The sequence below is a fragment of the Thermococcus sp. CX2 genome (genome assembly GCF_012027555.1).
GTDB lineage: Archaea > Methanobacteriota_B > Thermococci > Thermococcales > Thermococcaceae > Thermococcus.
The window spans coordinates 269273-288073 of the sequence record NZ_SNUQ01000002.1 but is presented as its reverse complement, the minus strand read 5'-3'; the positions used below and the strand labels follow the sequence as shown (position 1 = coordinate 288073).

Below are 18801 nucleotides of genomic sequence, written 5' to 3'. Positions count from 1 at the left end.
TGGGTCGGGATTTAAAAGCTTTACTTCTTCCTCGCCACGATGAGCCTGATGACGCCCCTGTAATGGCTCTCCTCGTGCTCAACCTTAAAGTATCCTCTCACGAGCCCGTGTGTCTCTCTCAGGGTGCTGTCGTCGATGAGCCAGCCAAGAAAGAGGTCGAGAGGCTTTAGAAAGAGCCAGTTCACAAGTTTACAGTCGCTCTTCGTGTGCTCCAGAAAGATCGCTCTTCCACCTGGCTTGAGGACGCGGTGAACTTCTCTCATAGCCCTTTCCGGATTGGGTACCGTGCAGAAGACGAAGGAAGAAACGACTGTGTCAAAGCTTTCGCTCGGGAATTCGAGCTTTTCTGCATCCATAACATAGAACTTGGCGTTCAGTCCAAGCTCCTTTGCCTTTTCCTCAGCTATCTCGACCATCTCGGGAACCGCATCCACCGCGTGGAGCTCAATCTCCGCTGGATAGTAGGGGAGCATCTTGCCCACGCCAACGCCGATTTCCAGGGTTTTGCCTCGCACAAAGCTTGCCGCCTTCTTTCGCAGGGGACAGAAGAACCTATCGAGGGGCTTTTCCAGCAGGTTGTAGCGTTTGCCGAGCTTGGCGTACTTCTCCTTAAAGCTCATAGAAGCTGGTAAGTGGGAGCACTTAAAACACTTTTTGGGCATCCTGGGACATCGGCAATGCTTTTAAGAGGCTCGGCCTTAGCGTGGCTGGTGGGAAAAATGCCATACCTGATCATTGAACATCTTGAGGATATAAGCGAGTGGCTTTGGCTCGAGTACAGCCACGTTGCTGAGTGGTGGGGAGACAGGCTGATATTCACCAACGTTCGCAAGGACGAGCGCGAGAGGCTTGCAAAGCTCGGGAGCGTCATAACAGAGAGCGTTACGCGCTTCCCCTTCGATAGGTCAAAAATCATAGTGCTCGACCTTCAGGCGGAGGAGGAGCTCAAGCCAGAGGACATAGATGAAGACACTATGATAATCGTCGGCGGAATCCTCGGCGATGCCGTGCCCCGCGGAAGGACTAAGGAGTTCATAACATCAAAGATGGAAGGCGTGAAGGTCAGGCACATAGGAAAGCCCCAGTACTCAATCGACGGTGCAGCAATAGTCGCGAAGCTCATAGCTGACGGAAAAAGACTGGAGGAGATTGAATACGAGGAGAACCCGACGATAAGGCTCGATGAGTTCAGCGAGATAACGCTCCACTACGCGGTGCCGAAGCTCGACGGAAAGCTCCTGCTAACACCTGGCCTCATAGAGCTCCAGAAGAAAGAGCTCGGCTACACGGAAAGCGAGGACATCAGCGACGAGGAGCTGGAGGCGTTTTTCGAGGGGAAGGTGGAGCTTTAAACCTTCTTCCACTCCTCACTCAGCCTTTCGATTTCCTTCCAGACCCTCCCCCTGTCAGCCTTGTCAACGACAAGAAAAACCTCCTGAACGGAACCATCGCTCTTCGCTATCAGCTTTAACCCGGTGGTCGTTTCCCGCGAGACCTTTATCTCGAAGCCCCTTGAGTCGCTCGCATATATCCTGCCTGGGATCACCTTCTTAACTCCGGGAATCTGGGCTATCTCTTCGAGGGGCTTTTCAAGGCCTTTGAGAAAGTGGTGCTCCCTCTTGACGCCCTTCTTAAAGTGCTTGGGCATGTGGGGAGATAAGAAATGGGGTTTTTAGAAGTTACGCCCTCTTCCTGACCTTCACGGCAACGCCCTTCTTTGAGCGAACCATCTCCTCGCCGCTGAGGACGGCCTTCCCGACGCCAATGATCCTTTCGTCCCTAACAATGCCAACGATGTCGTCCGGACGGATTCTCTCATCGGCCTCGCCAACGCCCACTGCGAAGACATCACCGCGAAGGTCGAAGTCCACCTTTACCCAGTATGACTTTATGGCATCGTATATCCTCTGCATTCCGTAGGGCGTTACGCTTATCACGCCGTCCCTGTAGGTTCCCGTCTGCTGGCCGTCAACGAAGAGGCGGAGCATCTTGGAGCCCTTGACCTGGCCGTTCTCTGGGAGAACGGCCTCTCCAGCGCCAGCGCCGAAGTAGAAGTCGAAGACCTTCCTTATGCCCTCAAAGTAGCGGTAGATCCTGTCCTCCTTGGTTCCCTCAAGGTCGAACTGGCTCAGCGTTTCTCTCAGCGAGTTCAGACTCTCCCTGCTCGTGGTCCCGTTCTCGACCTCGGTGAAGATTATCTCCCTGCCTGTCATTTCAGCGGCCATCTTGGCTATCTCGACGTAGGCCTCGTCGAGGTGGGCTATTATCGGGACGTCCTTCGGGTACTTCTCCAGGGTCTTCGCGAGCAGCTCTGCCGCTGGCTTGATCTCCTCCTCACTCCAGTGACCGGTGACGACTATGTCGTACTTGGCCAGCCACTCCCACTCCCTTGGGACGACTCCGAAGGGGGAGGTTAAAATCAGCTCGTGGACCTTTGCTATGCCAGAGCCTAGGGCTTCTTTCATTGCCTTGCGGTAGAGCGTATGGGAGCGCGAGTGGGAGTAAGGCTTTTTAGCTGAGCAGGGGAAGAGGAGGAGCAACTCGGTGTTCTTGGGCGGAACGAATCTCTCCACAACGCGAGCATGCCAGCGCTTAACCTCTGGCCGCCTGATAGAGGCGTCGCTTATGAAGTAGACCGTCTCCTTCTGGATTGGTGTGTACTTCTCGAGGTAATCGGGATGCTCAAGGTCGGCTATTCTGAGTATGCCCGCGTGATACTGGGTGTGGAAGAGGTTCTCAACCAGATAGCGAAGCTTGCCTTCTTCGAGGGCCTTTCTAACGAGCAGTATGGTCTCACGGGCGAAGTCAAGGGAATTGGCCTCTTCGCTCCAAATGAAGGGGCTGTACTGCGTGAATCCCTTACCGTGGAAGTCGTAGAGCTTCAGCGAGCGGGTGTCGAACGCATCAACGCCGAGGTAAACTGCCAAGGGGTAGAAGAAGGGCTCCAAATCGGCGATTATCATGACGTTGGGAAACCTCTCGCGGAGCTCCCTCAGGATTCTCACGAAGTAGCGGTACTCCTTGACGAGAATCTTAGAGTTGCCCAGATAAACGGCCTCGAAGTTGTACCGCTCGATTATCTTGAAGAACTCAGGAAGATACTCGGTTCTCCTTAATGCCGGGAGATAGAAGGCGTTGAAGCCTTCGTAGTTCACGCTCCAGAGCCTTCCGATGGCCTTCTCTATGACCTCGGAAGGCGTGTAAAAGCCGAGTGGTATCGCTGGGGCGAGGTTGAAGTCGTATTCTCCAGGCTCGCTCGGGTGGAAGAAGGAGTTGAAGGGGGAGATGGTAAAATCTACCCCAGCCAAAGCGGGGGTTCTAAAGGAGTAATCTCCCAATCTAACGAGGCCCAGCCTTCCGGGACCTTCGTGCCTGAGTACCTCCATGGTCAGGCCTCAGACAAGGTTGTACCTCTGGAGGAGCAGCAGCTCGTCCAGCGTTAGCTTCTCGCCGCGCTTGAACTTCTCGAGGGCCTCCACTGCCTTCTCGAAGCTGGCGTCTTTCTTGGAGCGCATCCTTGCCACGAGCCTGTAGGCGATCAGCTCCTTGTGCTTCTCGTCGTACTCCCTGATTTTCCTCTCAATCTCACGGAGCTGCTTCCTGACCTCGCGGATCTTCTCGCGGAGCTCGACGACCTTCTGGTGGTACTCGTCGGCCTCCTTCTTGACCTCGTCGGCCTGGTTGAAGGCCTTTATCATCTGCTCGTGGAACTGCTGGCTCTGGTTGGCGAGCTTCTGTATCTCCATGCTGATGGCCCTCCTGGCCTTCTTGAGCTGGTCGACCTTCTTCCTGGTCTCGACGAGCTTGTTGTGGAACCTCTCTGCCTGCTGGATTATCTCGAGCTCAGTTGCCAGAACCTGTATCTGGTCGACTATCTGCTTCTCGCGCTCGGGCGTTATGTTCGGGTTGGTCTGGAGCTCCCACTCGAGCTTCTCTATGCGCTCCTGTATCTTCTCGGGCGGCATCTTGAGCCTTCTGAGCTGGTTGTACTCGTCCCTTTTCGTCCTGTACTCAAGTATCTCCTGGTAGAGGAGGTCAAGCTTAGCGTTGATCTCCTCGCGGTTCTTCTTCAGCTCCTGAATCTGCTGATTGATTTCATCCCTCTTGGCTTTATACTCCCTGCCCTTCTGGCGGAGCTGTTTTACCTCATTGTTCTTTTCGTCCCTCTTCGTTATCCAGATTTGAAGCTCCTTTTCGAGCTCATCAAGTTTGGCGCGAATCTCATTTCTCTCCTTCTCGAGCGCCTCAATCTACCTCTTGATCCTCTTAATTTCTTCTGGGTCTACTTTCACTTGCATCTCTCTTCCCCTTCCCTATTTTTAGAACAGCCCGTGAGCTTCCTCCAAACATCTGGTAGGTGAACGGCGAGAGTAAATAAAAACTTTTTGGCTGAAACTTTTGAGCTGGTTTAGAAATAAATGAAAGTAAACGAAAATTAGGCCTTCAAGGGTTTTCTCCCTTTGAGGTGTATGGCATGAACTCAACCGTGCCTCTCTGTTTCATTGGCTGCTTGTAGAGCTCCATAAGGGCATAGACTTCCTCCGGAACGTTAGTCTCGACGTGGAGGCCCAGCTCCTTGGCGGTCTCGTAGGTTATCGGATAGTCGTGCGTCCAGCGTCCCTCCGTAAGTATCTGCGCCAGCTCCATGGCCTTCTCTTCTCCATACCTGTCCTTCAGAAGGTCGTAAACGAGGTTCCTCACCTGCTTTATGGCCTTCTCGGCGACGTCCGCCAGGATTAACGTCTGGTCGTCGACCTTGTCGACGCCCTTCTTCTCGACGGCCCTCACTATGCTCGGTCCTGGGTACTGGCCAAGTTGCGGGTCAACCGGTCCAAGGACCGCGTGCGGGTCCATTATTATCTTGTCCGCCGCGAGCGCTATCAGTGTTCCGCCGCTCATTGCGTAGTGGGGCACTATAACCCTCGTCTCGGCCGGGTGGTCCTTAAGCGCTCTTGCTATCTGGGTTGCCGCCAGCACTAGGCCGCCGGGCGTGTGGATTATTAGATCTATAGGCTTGTCCTTGGGGGCCATCCTTATGGCCCTGAGTATTTCCTCGCTGTCCTCGATGCTGATGAACTTGTAGAATGGTATGCCGAAGAGGCCGACGCTTTCCTGGCGGTGTATCAGCGTTATAACCGTTGAACCTCTCTTCTTTGAGAGTCTCTGCAGTATCCTCGCCCGTGCCATCTGTAAGCCTCTGTACTGCATCTGGGGCCAGAGGAGCAGGTAGAGGAAGAACAGCCACCACAGGAGTGAACCGAAGAACCCGGTAGTCGCGTCGCTCATGTTCCCACCAAATAAAGAAGGAGTGGAGGATATTTATAGGCTTTGGTTCAGTCCTTTATGACCTGAGTCCCGGTGTTGCCTTCGAGCGCTTCCACGGCCTTATCCAGCGCGGCTATGACGGCCCTCTCGCCGCCCCACTCGACGAACCTTATGGCGGCCAAAACCTTCGGCCCCATGCTGCCCTTCTTGAAGTGGCCCTCATCATAGTAGCGCTTGAGCTCTTCGACGGTGACTTTCTCGAGCCACCTCTCGTCGGGCTTTCCGTAGTTTATCGCCGCACCGTTCACGTCGGTTAGAATCATGAAGATGTCGGCGTTTACCTCTTCTGCGAGCTTCTCTCCGGCCAAGTCCTTGTCTATGACGGCCTCAACTCCCTTGAGCATTCCGTCCTTCTCGATAACGGGGACGCCACCGCCGCCGCTGGCTATGACTATGAAGCCCTTCTCAACTAGATCCTGAATCACTGGGGCCTCGACGTGACCTATTGGATCCGGACTCGGCACAACGCGCCTCCAGCCCCTGCCGGCGTCCTCAACGACCACCCAACCCTTCTCTTTGGCGAGCTTTTTCGCAGTTTCTTCATCATAGAACGGGCCGACAGGTTTGCTCGGGTTCTGGAAATCCGGGTCGTTCTTGTCAACGAGCGTCTGTGTCACTATAGTTGCAACTGGCCTCTCAACGCCCCTCCTCTTCAGCTCGTTTCTTATCGCCTGCTGGATCATGTATCCTATCTGGCCCTGAGTCATCGCTCCGGCAACGTCCATGGGCTGGGCGGGAATTCCGTGAACGCTTTGACCGGCGTCCATGTGAAGGAGGAGCGCTCCAACCTGGGGGCCGTTTCCATGGGTGATTACAACCTCATAATCGCCATCGAGGATTATATCAACGATTTGCTTCGCGGTCTTCATGACGTTCGTCATCTGCTCCTCATAAGTACCCTTCTGGCCGCGCTGAAGGATAGCATTCCCGCCAAGGGCTATTACAACTCTCTTCATACCCTCACCTCCATGCATAACTTTGTCTCAAGGAATAAAAGCGTTCCTTAGTCTTCAGCCTTGTGCATTAGAAAAAGCTTCGGAACTTTCCAGAAAAGGTTTACAAAATGAAAGAAAGCTCACAGATACCACTCGGAGAAGCTTCCAAGGCCGAGCTTTTCTAGAACTCTCATGACTCCCAGGGCTATGCCGTCAACCTCTATTCCGCCGGAGAGCTTGTAGGCGTCGCCGACGACGTAAACGTTCTCAATCGGGAAGTCTTCCACGACCTGCCCGCTCGCGACCCTGTTCACGGGGTTTCCGTCGAGGTAGGTCTGAATCAGCAGAATTTCCCCCTCATTATCAATGTCTGGGAATATCCTGTAAATATCATCGATGCCCTTCTTCTGCTCGGCCTTCACGTTCCTGCTCTGCAAAGCGTGGTGGAGCATTATCAGGGTGTATCCCTCTTTAGCGAGCTCAGGGCTTATCGAGCTCGGCTCGTTGTAGCCGTTTATCCTCTCCGTGTCGAGAGTGAAAACCACCGTGTTGCCTATCCTCGGCCCGCCCTTCAGGGCAATGTTGTACTTTATTCCCTCGCTGGGCTTTAATTCATCGACACGCTTGAGGTAGTCCCTATCGAAGGCATCCCTGCCGATGAGGCTTACCGTCTCCTTTATACCGATGTTTGAAATCAGAATATCATAGGGGAACTCCTCGTTGTCGGCGGTGATTACCTTCTTTCCTTCAACGTCAACCTCGACCGCCTTCTTCTTTGTGAGTATCCTTCCGCCGTTCATGCGGATTATCATAGAGAGTGCCTCTGGAATGGACTTACAGCCGCCCTTGACTAAACCAGGCCCGCCCCATCTCAAAGCGGCCTTTATCTCTTTGGCAAGCTCTATCGCTGGAACGTCCAGAACGCTGTCGGCCCAGCCTAGGAAGCTTTTGATGAAGAGGTCAACGAACTCGTTGTCGCCAATCCTCTTGCGTATCCACTCGCGGCCGCTCATCTCGGCTTCTTCTCCCTGGGGCAGCTTCCCGCGCTTTATGTCGGCCATGAGCTTCAAAGCCCGGGCCTTTTCCATGAAGCTCAGATACTTCCAGCCCTCATGGTAGTGAAAGGTCCTTCCCTCATAGAAAATCATGCCCTTGGGATTGGAGTTCACGATTTGAACATCTGCATTGAGGAGCTTGAGGAGGTAGGCCAAAGGCCCATCCTCGCCGTGGGGTATCATGTGGAATGCTCCGGTTGAGAGACCGAAGCCTTTGTAGTTTAAGTTTGTGCATCTCCCCCCGATGTAGGGTGCTTTTTCGAGAACAGTAACTTCGTAGCCGTTTTTAGCCAGGAATGATGCAGTTAGCAGTCCGCCAACTCCAGAGCCTATAACCACTGCCCTCATTCTATCTCACCTGAAAAGCTGGGGAAGAGGGAGAATATAAGGGTTTAGCTATTGCATGACTATGCAACCCCTTTACTCTGCTTTCTTTTCGTTCATTCTAAGAGTAAAACTTGGCTCTGAAAAATTTGTACTCGAAAAAAACAAAGAAAACTTACTTATAGTAAAAGGAAAAACTTATAAAGGCAAGTTGTTTAAGTGGTAACGCAGAAACTTATAGGAGGTAAGCAACTTGCGATGGAAGCCATTACTAGCAGTTCTCATTGGACTGCTAATGGTTGGAACCTTAGGAAGGGCAGTATACGCAGAGCAGTATCCAACGCCAGAGGCTTCAGAAAAGATTAGTACCAACGAGAAAATTACGGTTGATGGAGTGAATGTTCCGCTGAGAAAGATGAGCAACGGAATGATAATTATAGGGCAAACTTCGAAAGTGGGCAGGGGTGATATATTAGAAAAAGTCAATCAACTGATGGTAAAGCGCGTTTTGAACAAATGGAATGACGTGACAATAGAGAGTGACTATGGAAATGTCATAACTAAATCCGACTATAATTACAGGGTTACAACTCTTAAACTAAATGAAAACGATAACAAGAAAATAAAACTATCGGTAGGTGCGGCACTCTCTGCTAGATTTAGAATAGACTATTACGATCCAGTGGAAACTGTAGACTTTAGCGTGTATCACTATGCTTATAGTACGGCAATCATGGAATATCCACCTTACATTACCTACCAGTACAACTGTAAGAGCATCAAGTTGATCAACAAATTGTCGTTCTACGGAGAAACATACACTGACGGTTGGAGCATAGGGGCTACTATCTCGCTTCCACCGGGACTATCGATTCAAGTGTCCGGCGGTAGTTCATGGGTTTCAATAGATGGTTCTTTTGGAGAAGACAGCGTCAGTAATTACGACTCAATATCCCATTCATACGACGGGACACTAACGGTTCATAATTATTTCAAGGTGCGGATTTATAGGGTAAGTTCTAAGCCCATAGCAACATTTGAGGTCAAAAAGGGTATATTTAGAAGTCTCGATACGAGTACATCCGTGGCAGTAGACTCCTCTGCGTTTTGAGGTGAGACAATGAGAAAGAAAATTCTCTCCTCTCTCTTGATTTTATTGAGCGTCGCGGCTATTGTGGCCTTAACAAAAGTCCCCCACACTGAAAAACCGACCGCTCAGGGAGTGATAAGCCCTTCCTGGAGGAACTGGACGGTAAGACGCCTTGAACTTGCCCAGGATCCGGTTACGGGCGGCTGGAACGGTGACGTGTCTTTTACGATACTCCCCACCCTGTACGCGACGTACCACGGGGTTCTGACGTTGGCCCTGCTGAACCTGAGCCCTGCGCATCCCCAGAAAACCCGGGAATTTTTGAAGGACTACGAGGGGGAGATCTACAACAGGCAGGATTATTTTTCCGTTGTTGATGTCTATTACCTGTTAACGCTCTTCAAGGAGTTTAATTTGAGTCTGGGAAGCAGGGAAACCATTGAAAACTTCATCCTTGAGGATATGAAGAAGTCAAACGAGACCTTCTTGCATGCAAAAAGCCTTATTTTACTGAACTCCCCCCTTGCGAAGAACATTTCCATGTCCCTCTGGCTCTCCCTGAAGCCGGAGCACTCCTTAAATTTTGTGTGGAACTTTCTTCAGCTCAGGAAGCTTCTCGTGATGTCCGGCTATTCCCCTGCGGAGATACCAAATTACACCAGAATGCATGAGCTGGCGAGGACCGTGTTTGATGACGCATCCCGTGAGATAAATAACCTTGGCTTTTATGATCTTCACACCCTTGCGCGCTTTATGAAGGAAGAAAACATCAAAAACGAGACACTCAGGAGAGAAATATTGGCCGATATTTCAAAATACAAGTGCTCCGATGGTTCGTACTCCGATACGAGTGGGGCCAAAAGGGGGTACATCGACACTACCCACTGGGCAGTGGAGGCGATAACATATCTCGGGGGAGAAGTCGGGGCAGACACGGTGCGTTACTTGCGGTCTTTGGAGAGTCCCTTGGGAGGTTTCATAGAGATTCCGTACAGTATAATACCGAACCCGTTGGACACAGCTTTCTCGGTGATGACCCTTGGACTTCTGAACTCTACAGTGCCAAGGGAGGAGAAAGTCAAGGACTACCTGCTCTCAGAGCTTTCAGACGAAGACAAACCGAGTGCAATATGGGCCGAGTACAGAGCCTTAAGGGTATTAGGTGTCCCCAATGAGAATCTCAAGAAGATTGTAAAGCCCCGCTTGCAGAACTTCATCACCAACCTGAATCTGTCCGCTGTTTATCACAACCACTACCTCCTCAAGGATGTATACTATCTGCTTGTAACGAGTAGGGAACTGGGCATTGAAATCGACGAACCATGGAAAGAAACTGTAACCTCCTTCGTTTTGGGCTTGAGGGACGATGATGGTGGCTTTGGCAGCAAAATATCCAAAATAAAAATCGTTAGGTTCGAAACAACGCTTTACTCAGTTTTAATCCTCAACGAGCTTGGGTACGGTTACAGGGATGGAAAGACAGTGAAGTTTATTGAATCCAACAGAAACGGCGCCTTGTGGTGGTCTCTGCCAATAACTAGATACGCGCTGCTGGCTCTAAATTCAATGGGGACCAAAGTTGAAGGCAAAGAAGAGATAGTAAAGGCCCTTGAGCGGAGAAAGTGTCCCTACGGTTTTTTCTCCTACGCTCCCTACGAGAATCCCAAGCAGGGGGATCTGATAGCAACGTTTTTGGCGCTCGATATCCTTAGGCTTCTCGGTTATCGTTAGCCGCCCACGTTTTTGTTTTTCCAACATTTTTGGATTTAAACCCGTTTACAGGGATAGAAGGCTGACAATCGTCTTTCTTCACAATAGATGAAAATGAAAGGTCAGAGCCTCCAATCAACTCCAAGCATCTCGCTGTATGTCGCGAGCACCCCTTCGAGGTATTCTTTCGCCGTTCCGACTTTGTCTATCTTGAACTTCTCGGCCCAGTGTTCGTTGCCGAACTCCTCGCTGCCGGCAGCGACTAGGTCAATGACGCGCATGCTGTCCCAGAAGACCGGGACGTAGCCGGCTTTCTTCGCGAACTCAATGAGGCGCTTTATCTGCTTCTTCGCGTGCTCCTCCATGTCAACGTTCTCTCCGTAGGCGTCCATGAAGAGTGCCTTGAGGACGGGCTTCATCCATCCCCTGTGGAAGCGGCACCAGCCGACGTTGTCGTACCAGAACTCCCAGAGTGCGCTTGCTATTATCCTGCTCGCCAGCTCCTCCGGCTCAAGGAAGACGCCGAACTGGTAGAACGTCCAGTATCTTCCCTGAATCGGCAGCGGGATGTAGTTGCCTATGGCCCAGTACATCGTCGGCGTCATCTCACCGTCCTCGCCGAGCGGGACGAACACGCCGTAGTCCCTGAAGCTCTCGCCGTACTTCAGGCGATCCTTGAACTTCTCGTCGAGTATCTTGCTTGCCTTTCTCTTGCCGAAGCCAATTATCCTCGCTAGCTCGTTTTCGGCAAAGGCAACGCGGTGCGCTAACTCGGCCACGAGCTTAGCATTGACCTCACTCGCCTCGACCGGGCGCTCAAGAAGGGCCTCCTTGGTGAACTCCGGTTTTCCGCTCAGACCGACCTCCTCCGGCTTTAGCAGGTCGCGGTGAACCAGTTCAAGGACCCACGCTGCCGTTCCGCCGAACTCAATCGCGTCGAAGCCCATGGCGTCAACCGCATGAACGCTTATGTCGCTTGCCCTCAGGCTTATGCTCCCGCTCAGCGGTCCGTTGGCCTCGTAGGGCTCGTATTCGACGTGGTGACCGCGGCGGTGCTTCTTACAGACGACGGGACACGGCTCGCCGCAGGTCGTCCAGTTCTTGGTTTCGATGGCTTCCTTATTGAATGGCTCCCAGTAATGCTTCATTATGCTCTCGTGGATCCTTATGCGCTCCTCCTTTGGAATGTACGGCATCTGCCAGTTGAGTATCGGGACGAAGTCGCCCTCTGCCGGATAGTTGCCGCCGAAGGTTCCGCCAGTGTTGAGCTTCGGGTTAAAGCGGTACTTCGTTGTTTTCTCGCTGATAATCTCATTGTAGGGCTTCTTGTGGACGCCCTCAACGATGGTCTTGGCGGTCTTGAAGTTGGAGATGTCTTCTCCTGGGAAGGCCTTCTTCTTCGGCTTTCCTCCGAAGATTATGCCAACCACGTTGTGTGCCCTGAGGAGAACGCTTCCAGAACCACCGCGGGCGGCCCAGTCCTCGCTTCCAACGAGCCTCTTACCGTTCCTCAATGCCTGAGAGAATATTGCGCCGTAGTTGGTGTTCAGCGCGGCCGGGCCAACGACGGCTATTCTGTACTCCATGCCCTGAAACTTCTCGCCGAAGGTGTCGATTAGGTACTGGGTGAGGGCATAGACACCCTCTTCGTCCTTGTAGCCGCGCCAGATTTCGATGACCTTCTCAACATCAATCTCGTGAAGCTCGACTTTGACGTTTTCGCCGTCGTTGTAGAGGAGTACCACGACGGGCTTCTCTGCTTTGCCCTCGAAGGTGACGAAGTCAACCCCGACGTTCTTGAAGGCGTAGGCCGCTCCACCCATGGCCGAGGGGAAGAGCGTTCCATATAGCGGTGAGCGGAAGAAGAACATCAGCCTGTGAGCTCCGGGAAGTGTCGAGCCCGCAAAGGGTCCCATCCCCATGACGACAACATTTTCTGGATCATATGGTTTGAGTTCATAAGTTTTAAGGCTCTCGTGGAGCTCGATTCCATAGTCGATGACTCCATAGATTCCTTCCTTTTCCAGCTCCTCGCTCTCAACTTTATTTTCGCTTAGGTTGAGCTTGAGGACCGTGAACTTCATGGTCTCACCCCTTTGTATCACTCCGAGTGTTGATATCGGAATCAAGAATATTTAAGGCTTCCGGCGAGCCTATCTAAGGAGTAGGTCGTTGGGATATTAAAAGTTGTGTGTCTACATAAGTTAGGAAGAGAAACTGAGAATAGAGCACGAGAAAGGAGAAAGGAAATCACTCTATGTCCTCAAAGCGCTCTTCCAGCTTCTTGAGGACGCCCGGAAGGGTGGTGTACTCCATGTCCTCGAGCGGCAGCCTGTGAGGCTCGAAGGGTCCGTGCCTGCGCATGTACTCGGTTATCTCGAGGGCCTTTTGCCTGGCGTAGTCGAAGGCAGGGTCGTCGAAGAGGTCAACTGGCCCGACGAGCTTTCCTTCTGGGCTTATCTGCCAGCCGAGAGCAACAACCCTCGGTGGGCCGTCGAACCTGGTCGGGTTGGCCTGGTGCATTGGAACGGGCATTATCGGTCCGTTGTGGCTTCCACGCATCCAGCCGCTGACGAGGTGCGGGAAGGCGAAGGGCTCGAGGACTTCTCCAAGGGCCGGAAGTCCGCTCTGGGCCCTGACAATGGCAACTGGGTCATCCTTGCCGACGTACTCGCCGGCTATCTCGTAGAGCTTCTCCGTGCTGATAACAGCTACCGGTTCGTCCTTGCTTATCTTGTGCCCCTCTTTCGGGAAGACGCGCTTTATCACGTAGCGGCTCTTGGCGCCGATGAGAGCTAAGAGGTCGTAAACTTCCTCTGGGGTGTTAAGGATAACGCGCTTGTGCTCCTTAATGTCCCAGACTTCAAACCTGAAGCCCATGTGCATGCTGGGGTCTATGACCAGTCCAGCGGTGTTGAAGGGATCCGCAAATATCCTGAATATCGGCAGGTTGAAGGCTCCAGGCTCGGTCTTGTCCATGTGGAACGTAACTATCGGCTCGCTCTTCCTAAGCGTAATCTCCATCTCGGCAATGCCAGGACCCATACCGCGAATGTTGCCGCTGAAGGCGTCCTTGAGAAGGTCCTGGCCGGCTCCGTAGAGGCCGAGCTCTTTGGCGACCTTGGTGGCCTCCTCGAAGGCCTTCCAGGCGAGCCCGTGAACATCTGGGCTGTCAACGCCCTTCTTGTGGGTCATGATGAGCTGGAGGTCATCACCTGCATAGGCTACGTAGAAGTCAATTATGGTGCCCTCCTCCTTGGCCTTAGCCAGAACCTCTTCAGCCGTCTCGATGAGCTGAGGGTGAACCCTCGAATGCCCGGGCCAGCCGCCTATGTCTGCCTTGATGACGCTGATGGTTATCTTTTCTCCAATGGCCATAACAATCACCTCGGTAGCTCTAATCACTTTTATGCTTATAAAACGTTAATATCACCATAAATGATACACAGAAAGACGTCAAAAACCGAAGTTTTGGGAAGAAGCAAAAGGCTCACTCGCAGATGTCCGTCCAGCCAAACTTTTCTTTGACAACCTTGATGAGGTTCTTCAGCTCTTCCTTTTTGATATTGACGCTTGAGCTGGCGCCAACAAGGGCTATTATTCCGTGAACCTCCTCCTGAACCTGGATGACGTCGTCATGGACTTTGACAACGCGGAGCTCCCTCTTGGCTGTCTCGTCCTCGCTTATCATGAACTTGTCCTTTCCGATGAGGATGGGCTCCTCCATGACAATCACCTTGTTAAATTTTTGTAAGTCAAAGTTAATAAAACTTCCGTCCAACACAAAACTTATAAACCTGCTCTCAGTAAGGTTAGGCTGGATGGGGGCGTGGTGTAGCCTGGTCCATCATCGCGGGCTCCAGAGGTATGAGGACTTGCGGGTTTGCTGATTGGGGATGAGCCTTTGGAGCTCTGACCCGGAGAAACCCGCGGACCGGGGTTCAAATCCCCGCGCCCCCACCATTACAGCCCTTTGCTTTGCAAAGCGCTGGCGGAAAGTGTTTGACTGCTTCAAAAATGCTGGCTTTTGATTGTGCACTCGTTCTAAGTAGTCAATTGCGGTGGATTTCCTGTTAGTTAGCTAGTTTTCCCACTGAGTCCCTCATCATAAGACACCCTTCTGACGTCAAAAAGAAAAGCAGACTCAAGATTCAATGCGCTCCTTACACTGAAATCCTACTTTAGGGGAGTGCATTAGGGAGTGCACACTGGTAATCGGTCAATTTATCGAGCAGTCACAACTTTGGTCAATCTTCGTGGGAAGCGAAGCTTCCCGACGTGTTGAGACGAAAGTCTCAACATGCGAAGGCAAAGGTTGCCGCTAATTCAAAGCTTGTTCACTTCTTTCCAAGCAGTATGCCCCCGACTATCATCGCCAGTCCCACAACCGTTGACGGAGCTATGCTCTCGCCCACGACCGCCGCTATGAAGACTAACGAGAGGAAGGGCACTAAATAAGCCAGGCTCGATGCGAAAGCCACGTCGCTCTCAACGGCTTTATACCAGAGGAGAAACGTTATTCCCATCTCAAAGAGGCCGACATAAACGGCTCCAGCGAGAGCCCTTGCCTCTGATATCTCAATGCTCCCGCTGAGAAAAACTATAACTGAAATGTAGGCAAATCCGAAGAGGAAGTTCCAGAACATCTTCTCCACCAAAGGTCTCTCGTCGCGGAGGTTGAGAATCCAGTAGAGAGCCCATATTATCGCGCTCCCGAAGCCGAGGAGAACGCCGAGAGGATCGGTAAAGTCCAAGTCGGCCAAGTTTCCTTTCGTAGCTACCACGAGAGCACCGAGGAAGCCGAGGAGCAGGCCGACCAGTGCCCTAAAGCTCGGCTTCTTTCCTAGGAGGGGAACCGAGAGGAGGACGAGCATTAGGGGCCAGGTGTAGTTTAAAGCCTGCGCTTCCTGAGCTGGTAGGCGTTCATATGCTGAGAAGAGGACGGTGTAGTAGAGGAACGGGTTTATCAGGCCAAGGTAAGCTGAGCGGAGGTTCTCTATCCTAAGCGAGAAATCCTTGGCGTAGAGAACCCCGAAGAGAATTAGCGACGTTAGGGAAGCGTAGAATAGCAGCTGGAGGGGGGTGAGGTATCTAAGCGAGAGCTTGAATGCAGAGGCAACCGTTGACCACAGCAGAATCGCTCCAACCGCGTGCTTCTTGGACATGGCGAGAAATGGGAAAGGGGAAATAAAAAGCTTTCACTCCTCCCTGAAGGCGCCGTACTTCTTGGGGTCATAGAACGGGGGAGCAACGGTCACAGCCTTCTTGGGCTTGCCTCTTATCTCGATCTCCAGCTCAACGCCCGGCTTGGCATATTCCGTCTTGACAAAGGCGATGCCTATTCCGATGCCGAGGAGCGGTGAGCTGGTTCCGCTGGTGACCTCTCCGATGAGCTCCCCGTCCTTGTAGACCTTGTAGCCCTCCCTGGGTATGCCCTTGTCGACCATCTTGAAGTGGACGAGCTTCCTTGGTATTCCGCGCTCTCTCTGCTTGAGGAGGGCCTCTTTTCCTATGAATTCCTTGTCCCAGAATATCGCGAAGTCGAGGTTGGCCTGGAGCGGGGTGACCTCGTCTATGTCCGTGCTGAGGAGCTGGAGCTCCTTGGTCTCGTTGCCGTAGAGGGTGTATCCTGCCTCAAGCCTGAGCGTGTCACGAGCGCCGAGGCCAGCTGGCCTTATGCCGTACTGCTCGCCGGCCTCCAGAATCGTCTTCCAGACGTGGAGGGCCTTCTCGGGCTCGCCCCTCTTTGCTGGGTCGGGGTGGTAGGGGTTGGCGTCCTCGAAGTAGAGCTCGAAGCCGTTTTCACCAGTGTAGCCGCTCCTCGAGAGGAGCATCTTTATGCCATCGAGCTCTACCTCCTTGGCCTGGAACCACCAGAGGTCGTTGATGTCTATTCCGAAGAGGTCCTTTGCCAAGTCCCTCGCCTTCGGCCCCTGGATGGAGAACATCGCCATGTCGTATGTCTTGTTCTCTATCTCGAGGTCGAGCTCGCCGAACTTCTCGATTCCCTTCTTTATCGCGTTGAACCAGGCCTCGAGCTTCTCGAAGGCGTCGCTGTCGCAGACCATCATGTAGGTGTCGTTCCCCATGTTGAAGACGAGCGTCTCGTCCTTTACAGCGCCCCTCTCGTTCAGAACGAGGGTGTAGGTTCCGCTTATGGCAGGCGGCTTGGCTATGTCGTTGGTGGTAACGTATTGGAGGAACTCCAGGGCGTCCTTGCCCCTGAATATGAACTCACCCATGTGGGAAACGTCGAAGATGCCCACGCCGTTTCTAACGGCCAGGTGCTCCTCCTTTATGCTGGAGTACCAGATGGGCATCTCCCAGCCAGCAAACTCCTCAACCTTCTTGGCGTTTTCCTTGTGCCAGTCAAAGATGTGCACCCTCTTCACCATAATCATCACCGCTCAAAATTGGCTCTGAGTGTTATAATCCTTTCCAATAGCAGGGCAACAGTAATAAACATTGATGGACAAAACAATGCTGGGGTGGTCAAGGACGTTTGAGAAGATTTTGTATCCGACCGACTTTTCCGAGATATCGCTTCACGCGCTCAGGAACTGCATTCCGAAGTTGCTCTCTTTGGGTGTGAAGGAACTTCACCTCATCCACGTCATCGATATCACCGTTGCCGAGTTCGAGGCCTTTGAACTGGAGGATATCTACAGAGAGAGGTTAGAAGAGCTCTCCAAGGAGCTGAAGACGACGGGCGTGCGGGTGAATCCCATAGTGAGAATCGGCATCCCCTCGATAGAGATTTCTGAGGCAGCTGAGGAGCACGACATTGACCTTGTGGTGATCCCGAGTGTGGGCGAAAACGTCTGGAGGGTAATGTTCGTGGGCAGCACGGCTTCGAACCTCGCGAGAGCCACCAAGAAGCCCGTCCTTCTTCTCAAGTACGTGAAGAACGATGAAGGCTTTGAACTTCCACTGGACTGCGCTGAGATCTTTAAGCAACCCCTCATTTCAATAGACTTCTCTAAGTGCTCTATAAAGGTGCTGAAAACCGTCAGGGAGTTCGAGGAGCTCGTGGAGAGAGGAGTGCTTCTTCACTCCGTCGATTACGGAAAGATCGATGAGCTGGAGCACAACATAGAGATCGCCAAGAGGAACCTCGAGAAGTCTGCAAAGGGCTTTAAGGTGCCTTTTGAGATGGAAGTGCTCGTTGGTTCGGCTTCTCAGGCAATAATAGGAACCGCTATCGCCAAGAGGGCCACGCTCATAGTTATCGGTAAGAAGGGAAGGAGCTTTATAAAGGACCTGCTCCTCGGCAGCACGGCAGAGAGGGTTATAAGGGATTCCAAACTCCCCGTCCTGCTCGTGCCGTGTGACTAACCTCAGACTGGAACGGCTTCCACATCAAATTCGGTAGCTACCCTGTTGCCATCATCGGTCGTTTTTTCCTTTGTTCCATCCCTTAAAAAGCTACTCCCTAGTGCTTTCGCCCGTCATTACTGCACTCGCTATCATGTGGGCCAGTCTTAAAGGTTCGGGAGTGAGTCCCGTTTTCGTGGTCACCCTAACTATCTCGGCCGCGGTTTCTTGGTCAAGCCCAACGGCCTGAAGGTAGAGCCTCCCAGGGACGAGCTCCACCAGGGGAGGAGCCCTCCTTAGCAGGGAAATCCTCTCGCTGGCATCTGGAAAGTGCTTTCTCAAGGCCTCCTCCATGGCCGCCAGGTTGGGCTTTTTCCTGACCACGATCACAACGGGAAGTCCCGTCTCGCGGTGGAGCCTCTCAACGTCCACGACGTTGAAGCCGGCATAGGTTATGCCTTTGAGCATGATGACCCGGAGATCCTTGAAGCGGGAGTTGAGGACGGCATCTATCATTGCCTCGGTTGCGTTGGTTCCATCCACCGTTATCCAGCGCGAGAGAACTCCGACAACCTCCTGAGAGCCCTTCATGACAACACCGATTAGGATGGTCTTATCTCGGTTCAGCTTGGAAGAAAAGGAGAAAGTCCCGTCGTCGAAGCCAACCACGCGGATCTGGGGCTTGACCTTCCTTATCACTTCAGAACCTCTTCGAGCCAACGGGCATACTCCCCGTTTACCTTGTCGATGTCTATCCTCATTATGAGCGGCACGGTGTAGGGGTGAAGCTCTATGATGACCTCCTTCAGCTCCTTCCACTTACTCACGTCGGTCTTGAGGAGCGCGCCGACCTCGTTGTCCTCTGTGATCTTCCCCTCCCACCAGTAAAAGGCCTTGTGCTCCCTCAGGTTGGCGCAGGCGATGAGCTTCTTCTCGAGCAGGGTTTTGACGGTTTTTTCGGCGCTCTCCCAGTCTGGAAAAGTGGTGTAGACGAGTATCATCTCCATTTCCCTCACCTCCAAGGAGTTTTCGATGGATAAGCTTAAAT

Annotated in this window: 18 protein-coding genes and 1 tRNA gene; 5 read left to right on the top strand and 14 right to left on the bottom strand. The window is 52.6% G+C overall.

What is annotated here, in order from left to right:
- Positions 1-20: 20 nt before the first annotated feature.
- A complete protein-coding gene (locus E3E23_RS05750) occupies positions 21-620 on the bottom strand; it encodes a class I SAM-dependent methyltransferase (RefSeq protein ID WP_167907082.1) in 600 nt (199 codons plus the stop codon).
- A gap of 99 nt (positions 621-719) precedes the next feature.
- Between E3E23_RS05750 and E3E23_RS05745 the strand changes: the two genes are divergently transcribed.
- Complete coding sequence (locus E3E23_RS05745; RefSeq protein WP_167907493.1) at positions 720-1352, top strand: hypothetical protein; 633 nt, start codon at positions 720-722, stop codon at positions 1350-1352.
- On the opposite strand, the gene E3E23_RS05740 is transcribed toward E3E23_RS05745, so the two are convergent.
- The 6 genes from E3E23_RS05740 to E3E23_RS05715 form a co-directional block, all read right to left on the bottom strand.
- Positions 1349-1648, bottom strand: coding sequence for a DUF2103 domain-containing protein (locus tag E3E23_RS05740; protein ID WP_167907080.1), 300 nt, complete (start codon positions 1646-1648; stop codon positions 1349-1351). The genes E3E23_RS05745 and E3E23_RS05740 overlap by 4 nt on opposite strands.
- Positions 1649-1679: 31 nt before the next feature.
- A complete protein-coding gene (gene arcS / locus E3E23_RS05735; RefSeq protein ID WP_167907078.1) occupies positions 1680-3386 on the bottom strand; it encodes an archaeosine synthase subunit alpha in 1707 nt (568 codons plus the stop codon).
- A 9-nt stretch (positions 3387-3395) separates the two neighbouring features.
- The gene (locus E3E23_RS05730; RefSeq protein WP_371807528.1) at positions 3396-4250 is read right to left on the bottom strand and encodes a coiled-coil protein; all 855 of its coding nucleotides are present in this window, start codon (positions 4248-4250) and stop codon (positions 3396-3398) included.
- Positions 4251-4443: 193 nt separating this feature from the next.
- Complete coding sequence (locus tag E3E23_RS05725; protein ID WP_167907076.1) at positions 4444-5286, bottom strand: ATP-dependent Clp protease proteolytic subunit; 843 nt, start codon at positions 5284-5286, stop codon at positions 4444-4446.
- Between the two features lie 47 nt (positions 5287-5333).
- Entirely contained in the window at positions 5334-6281 is a 948-nt protein-coding gene (gene arcC, locus E3E23_RS05720) for a carbamate kinase (protein ID WP_167907074.1), read from the bottom strand.
- Positions 6282-6400: 119 nt separating this feature from the next.
- Positions 6401-7663, bottom strand: a complete 1263-nt coding sequence (locus tag E3E23_RS05715) for an NAD(P)/FAD-dependent oxidoreductase (protein ID WP_167907072.1) — start codon at positions 7661-7663, stop codon at positions 6401-6403.
- Positions 7664-7934: 271 nt separating this feature from the next.
- Here E3E23_RS05715 and E3E23_RS05710 point away from each other — a divergent pair, with 271 nt between their 5' ends.
- Together E3E23_RS05710 and E3E23_RS05705 are read left to right on the top strand one after the other, a co-directional pair.
- Positions 7935-8750, top strand: a complete 816-nt coding sequence (locus E3E23_RS05710) for a hypothetical protein (protein ID WP_167907070.1) — start codon at positions 7935-7937, stop codon at positions 8748-8750.
- 9 nt (positions 8751-8759) lie between these two features.
- The gene (locus E3E23_RS05705) at positions 8760-10460 is read left to right on the top strand and encodes a prenyltransferase/squalene oxidase repeat-containing protein (protein ID WP_167907068.1); all 1701 of its coding nucleotides are present in this window, start codon (positions 8760-8762) and stop codon (positions 10458-10460) included.
- 101 nt (positions 10461-10561) lie between these two features.
- On the opposite strand, the gene gor is transcribed toward E3E23_RS05705, so the two are convergent.
- The 3 genes from gor to E3E23_RS05690 all read right to left on the bottom strand — a co-directional run bounded on the left by gor (position 10562) and on the right by E3E23_RS05690 (position 14166).
- Positions 10562-12523: a glyceraldehyde-3-phosphate:ferredoxin oxidoreductase gene (gene gor, locus E3E23_RS05700; protein WP_167907066.1), complete on the bottom strand. Its 1962-nt coding sequence runs from the start codon at positions 12521-12523 to the stop codon at positions 10562-10564.
- 166 nt (positions 12524-12689) lie between these two features.
- Positions 12690-13817 carry a fructose-1,6-bisphosphate aldolase/phosphatase gene (gene fbp / locus E3E23_RS05695; protein ID WP_167907064.1) on the bottom strand — a complete coding sequence of 376 codons (1128 nt, stop codon included), beginning with the start codon at positions 13815-13817 and terminating at the stop codon, positions 12690-12692.
- A 112-nt stretch (positions 13818-13929) separates the two neighbouring features.
- On the bottom strand, positions 13930-14166 hold the full coding sequence (locus tag E3E23_RS05690; RefSeq protein ID WP_068665380.1) for a hypothetical protein: 237 nt from the start codon (positions 14164-14166) through the stop codon (positions 13930-13932).
- A gap of 96 nt (positions 14167-14262) precedes the next feature.
- Here E3E23_RS05690 and E3E23_RS05685 point away from each other — a divergent pair.
- Positions 14263-14402, top strand: a tRNA-Trp gene (locus E3E23_RS05685).
- Between the two features lie 374 nt (positions 14403-14776).
- Here E3E23_RS05685 and E3E23_RS05680 read toward each other — a convergent pair.
- Together E3E23_RS05680 and gcvT are read right to left on the bottom strand one after the other, a co-directional pair.
- Complete coding sequence (locus E3E23_RS05680) at positions 14777-15604, bottom strand: DMT family transporter (protein ID WP_167907062.1); 828 nt, start codon at positions 15602-15604, stop codon at positions 14777-14779.
- Between the two features lie 33 nt (positions 15605-15637).
- On the bottom strand, positions 15638-16834 hold the full coding sequence (gene gcvT / locus E3E23_RS05675; protein ID WP_167907491.1) for a glycine cleavage system aminomethyltransferase GcvT: 1197 nt from the start codon (positions 16832-16834) through the stop codon (positions 15638-15640).
- Positions 16835-16907: 73 nt separating this feature from the next.
- Between gcvT and E3E23_RS05670 the strand changes: the two genes are divergently transcribed.
- On the top strand, positions 16908-17774 hold the full coding sequence (locus tag E3E23_RS05670) for a universal stress protein (protein ID WP_240920749.1): 867 nt from the start codon (positions 16908-16910) through the stop codon (positions 17772-17774).
- A 90-nt stretch (positions 17775-17864) separates the two neighbouring features.
- On the opposite strand, the gene E3E23_RS05665 is transcribed toward E3E23_RS05670, so the two are convergent.
- Both E3E23_RS05665 and cutA read right to left on the bottom strand, forming a co-directional pair.
- Positions 17865-18452 carry a DUF99 family protein gene (locus E3E23_RS05665; RefSeq protein WP_167907060.1) on the bottom strand — a complete coding sequence of 196 codons (588 nt, stop codon included), beginning with the start codon at positions 18450-18452 and terminating at the stop codon, positions 17865-17867.
- Positions 18449-18760 (bottom strand): divalent-cation tolerance protein CutA, encoded by a 312-nt coding sequence (cutA, locus tag E3E23_RS05660; protein WP_167907058.1) that lies wholly within the window; start codon positions 18758-18760, stop codon positions 18449-18451. Before cutA ends, E3E23_RS05665 begins: the two co-directional genes overlap by 4 nt.
- Positions 18761-18801 lie beyond the last annotated feature (41 nt).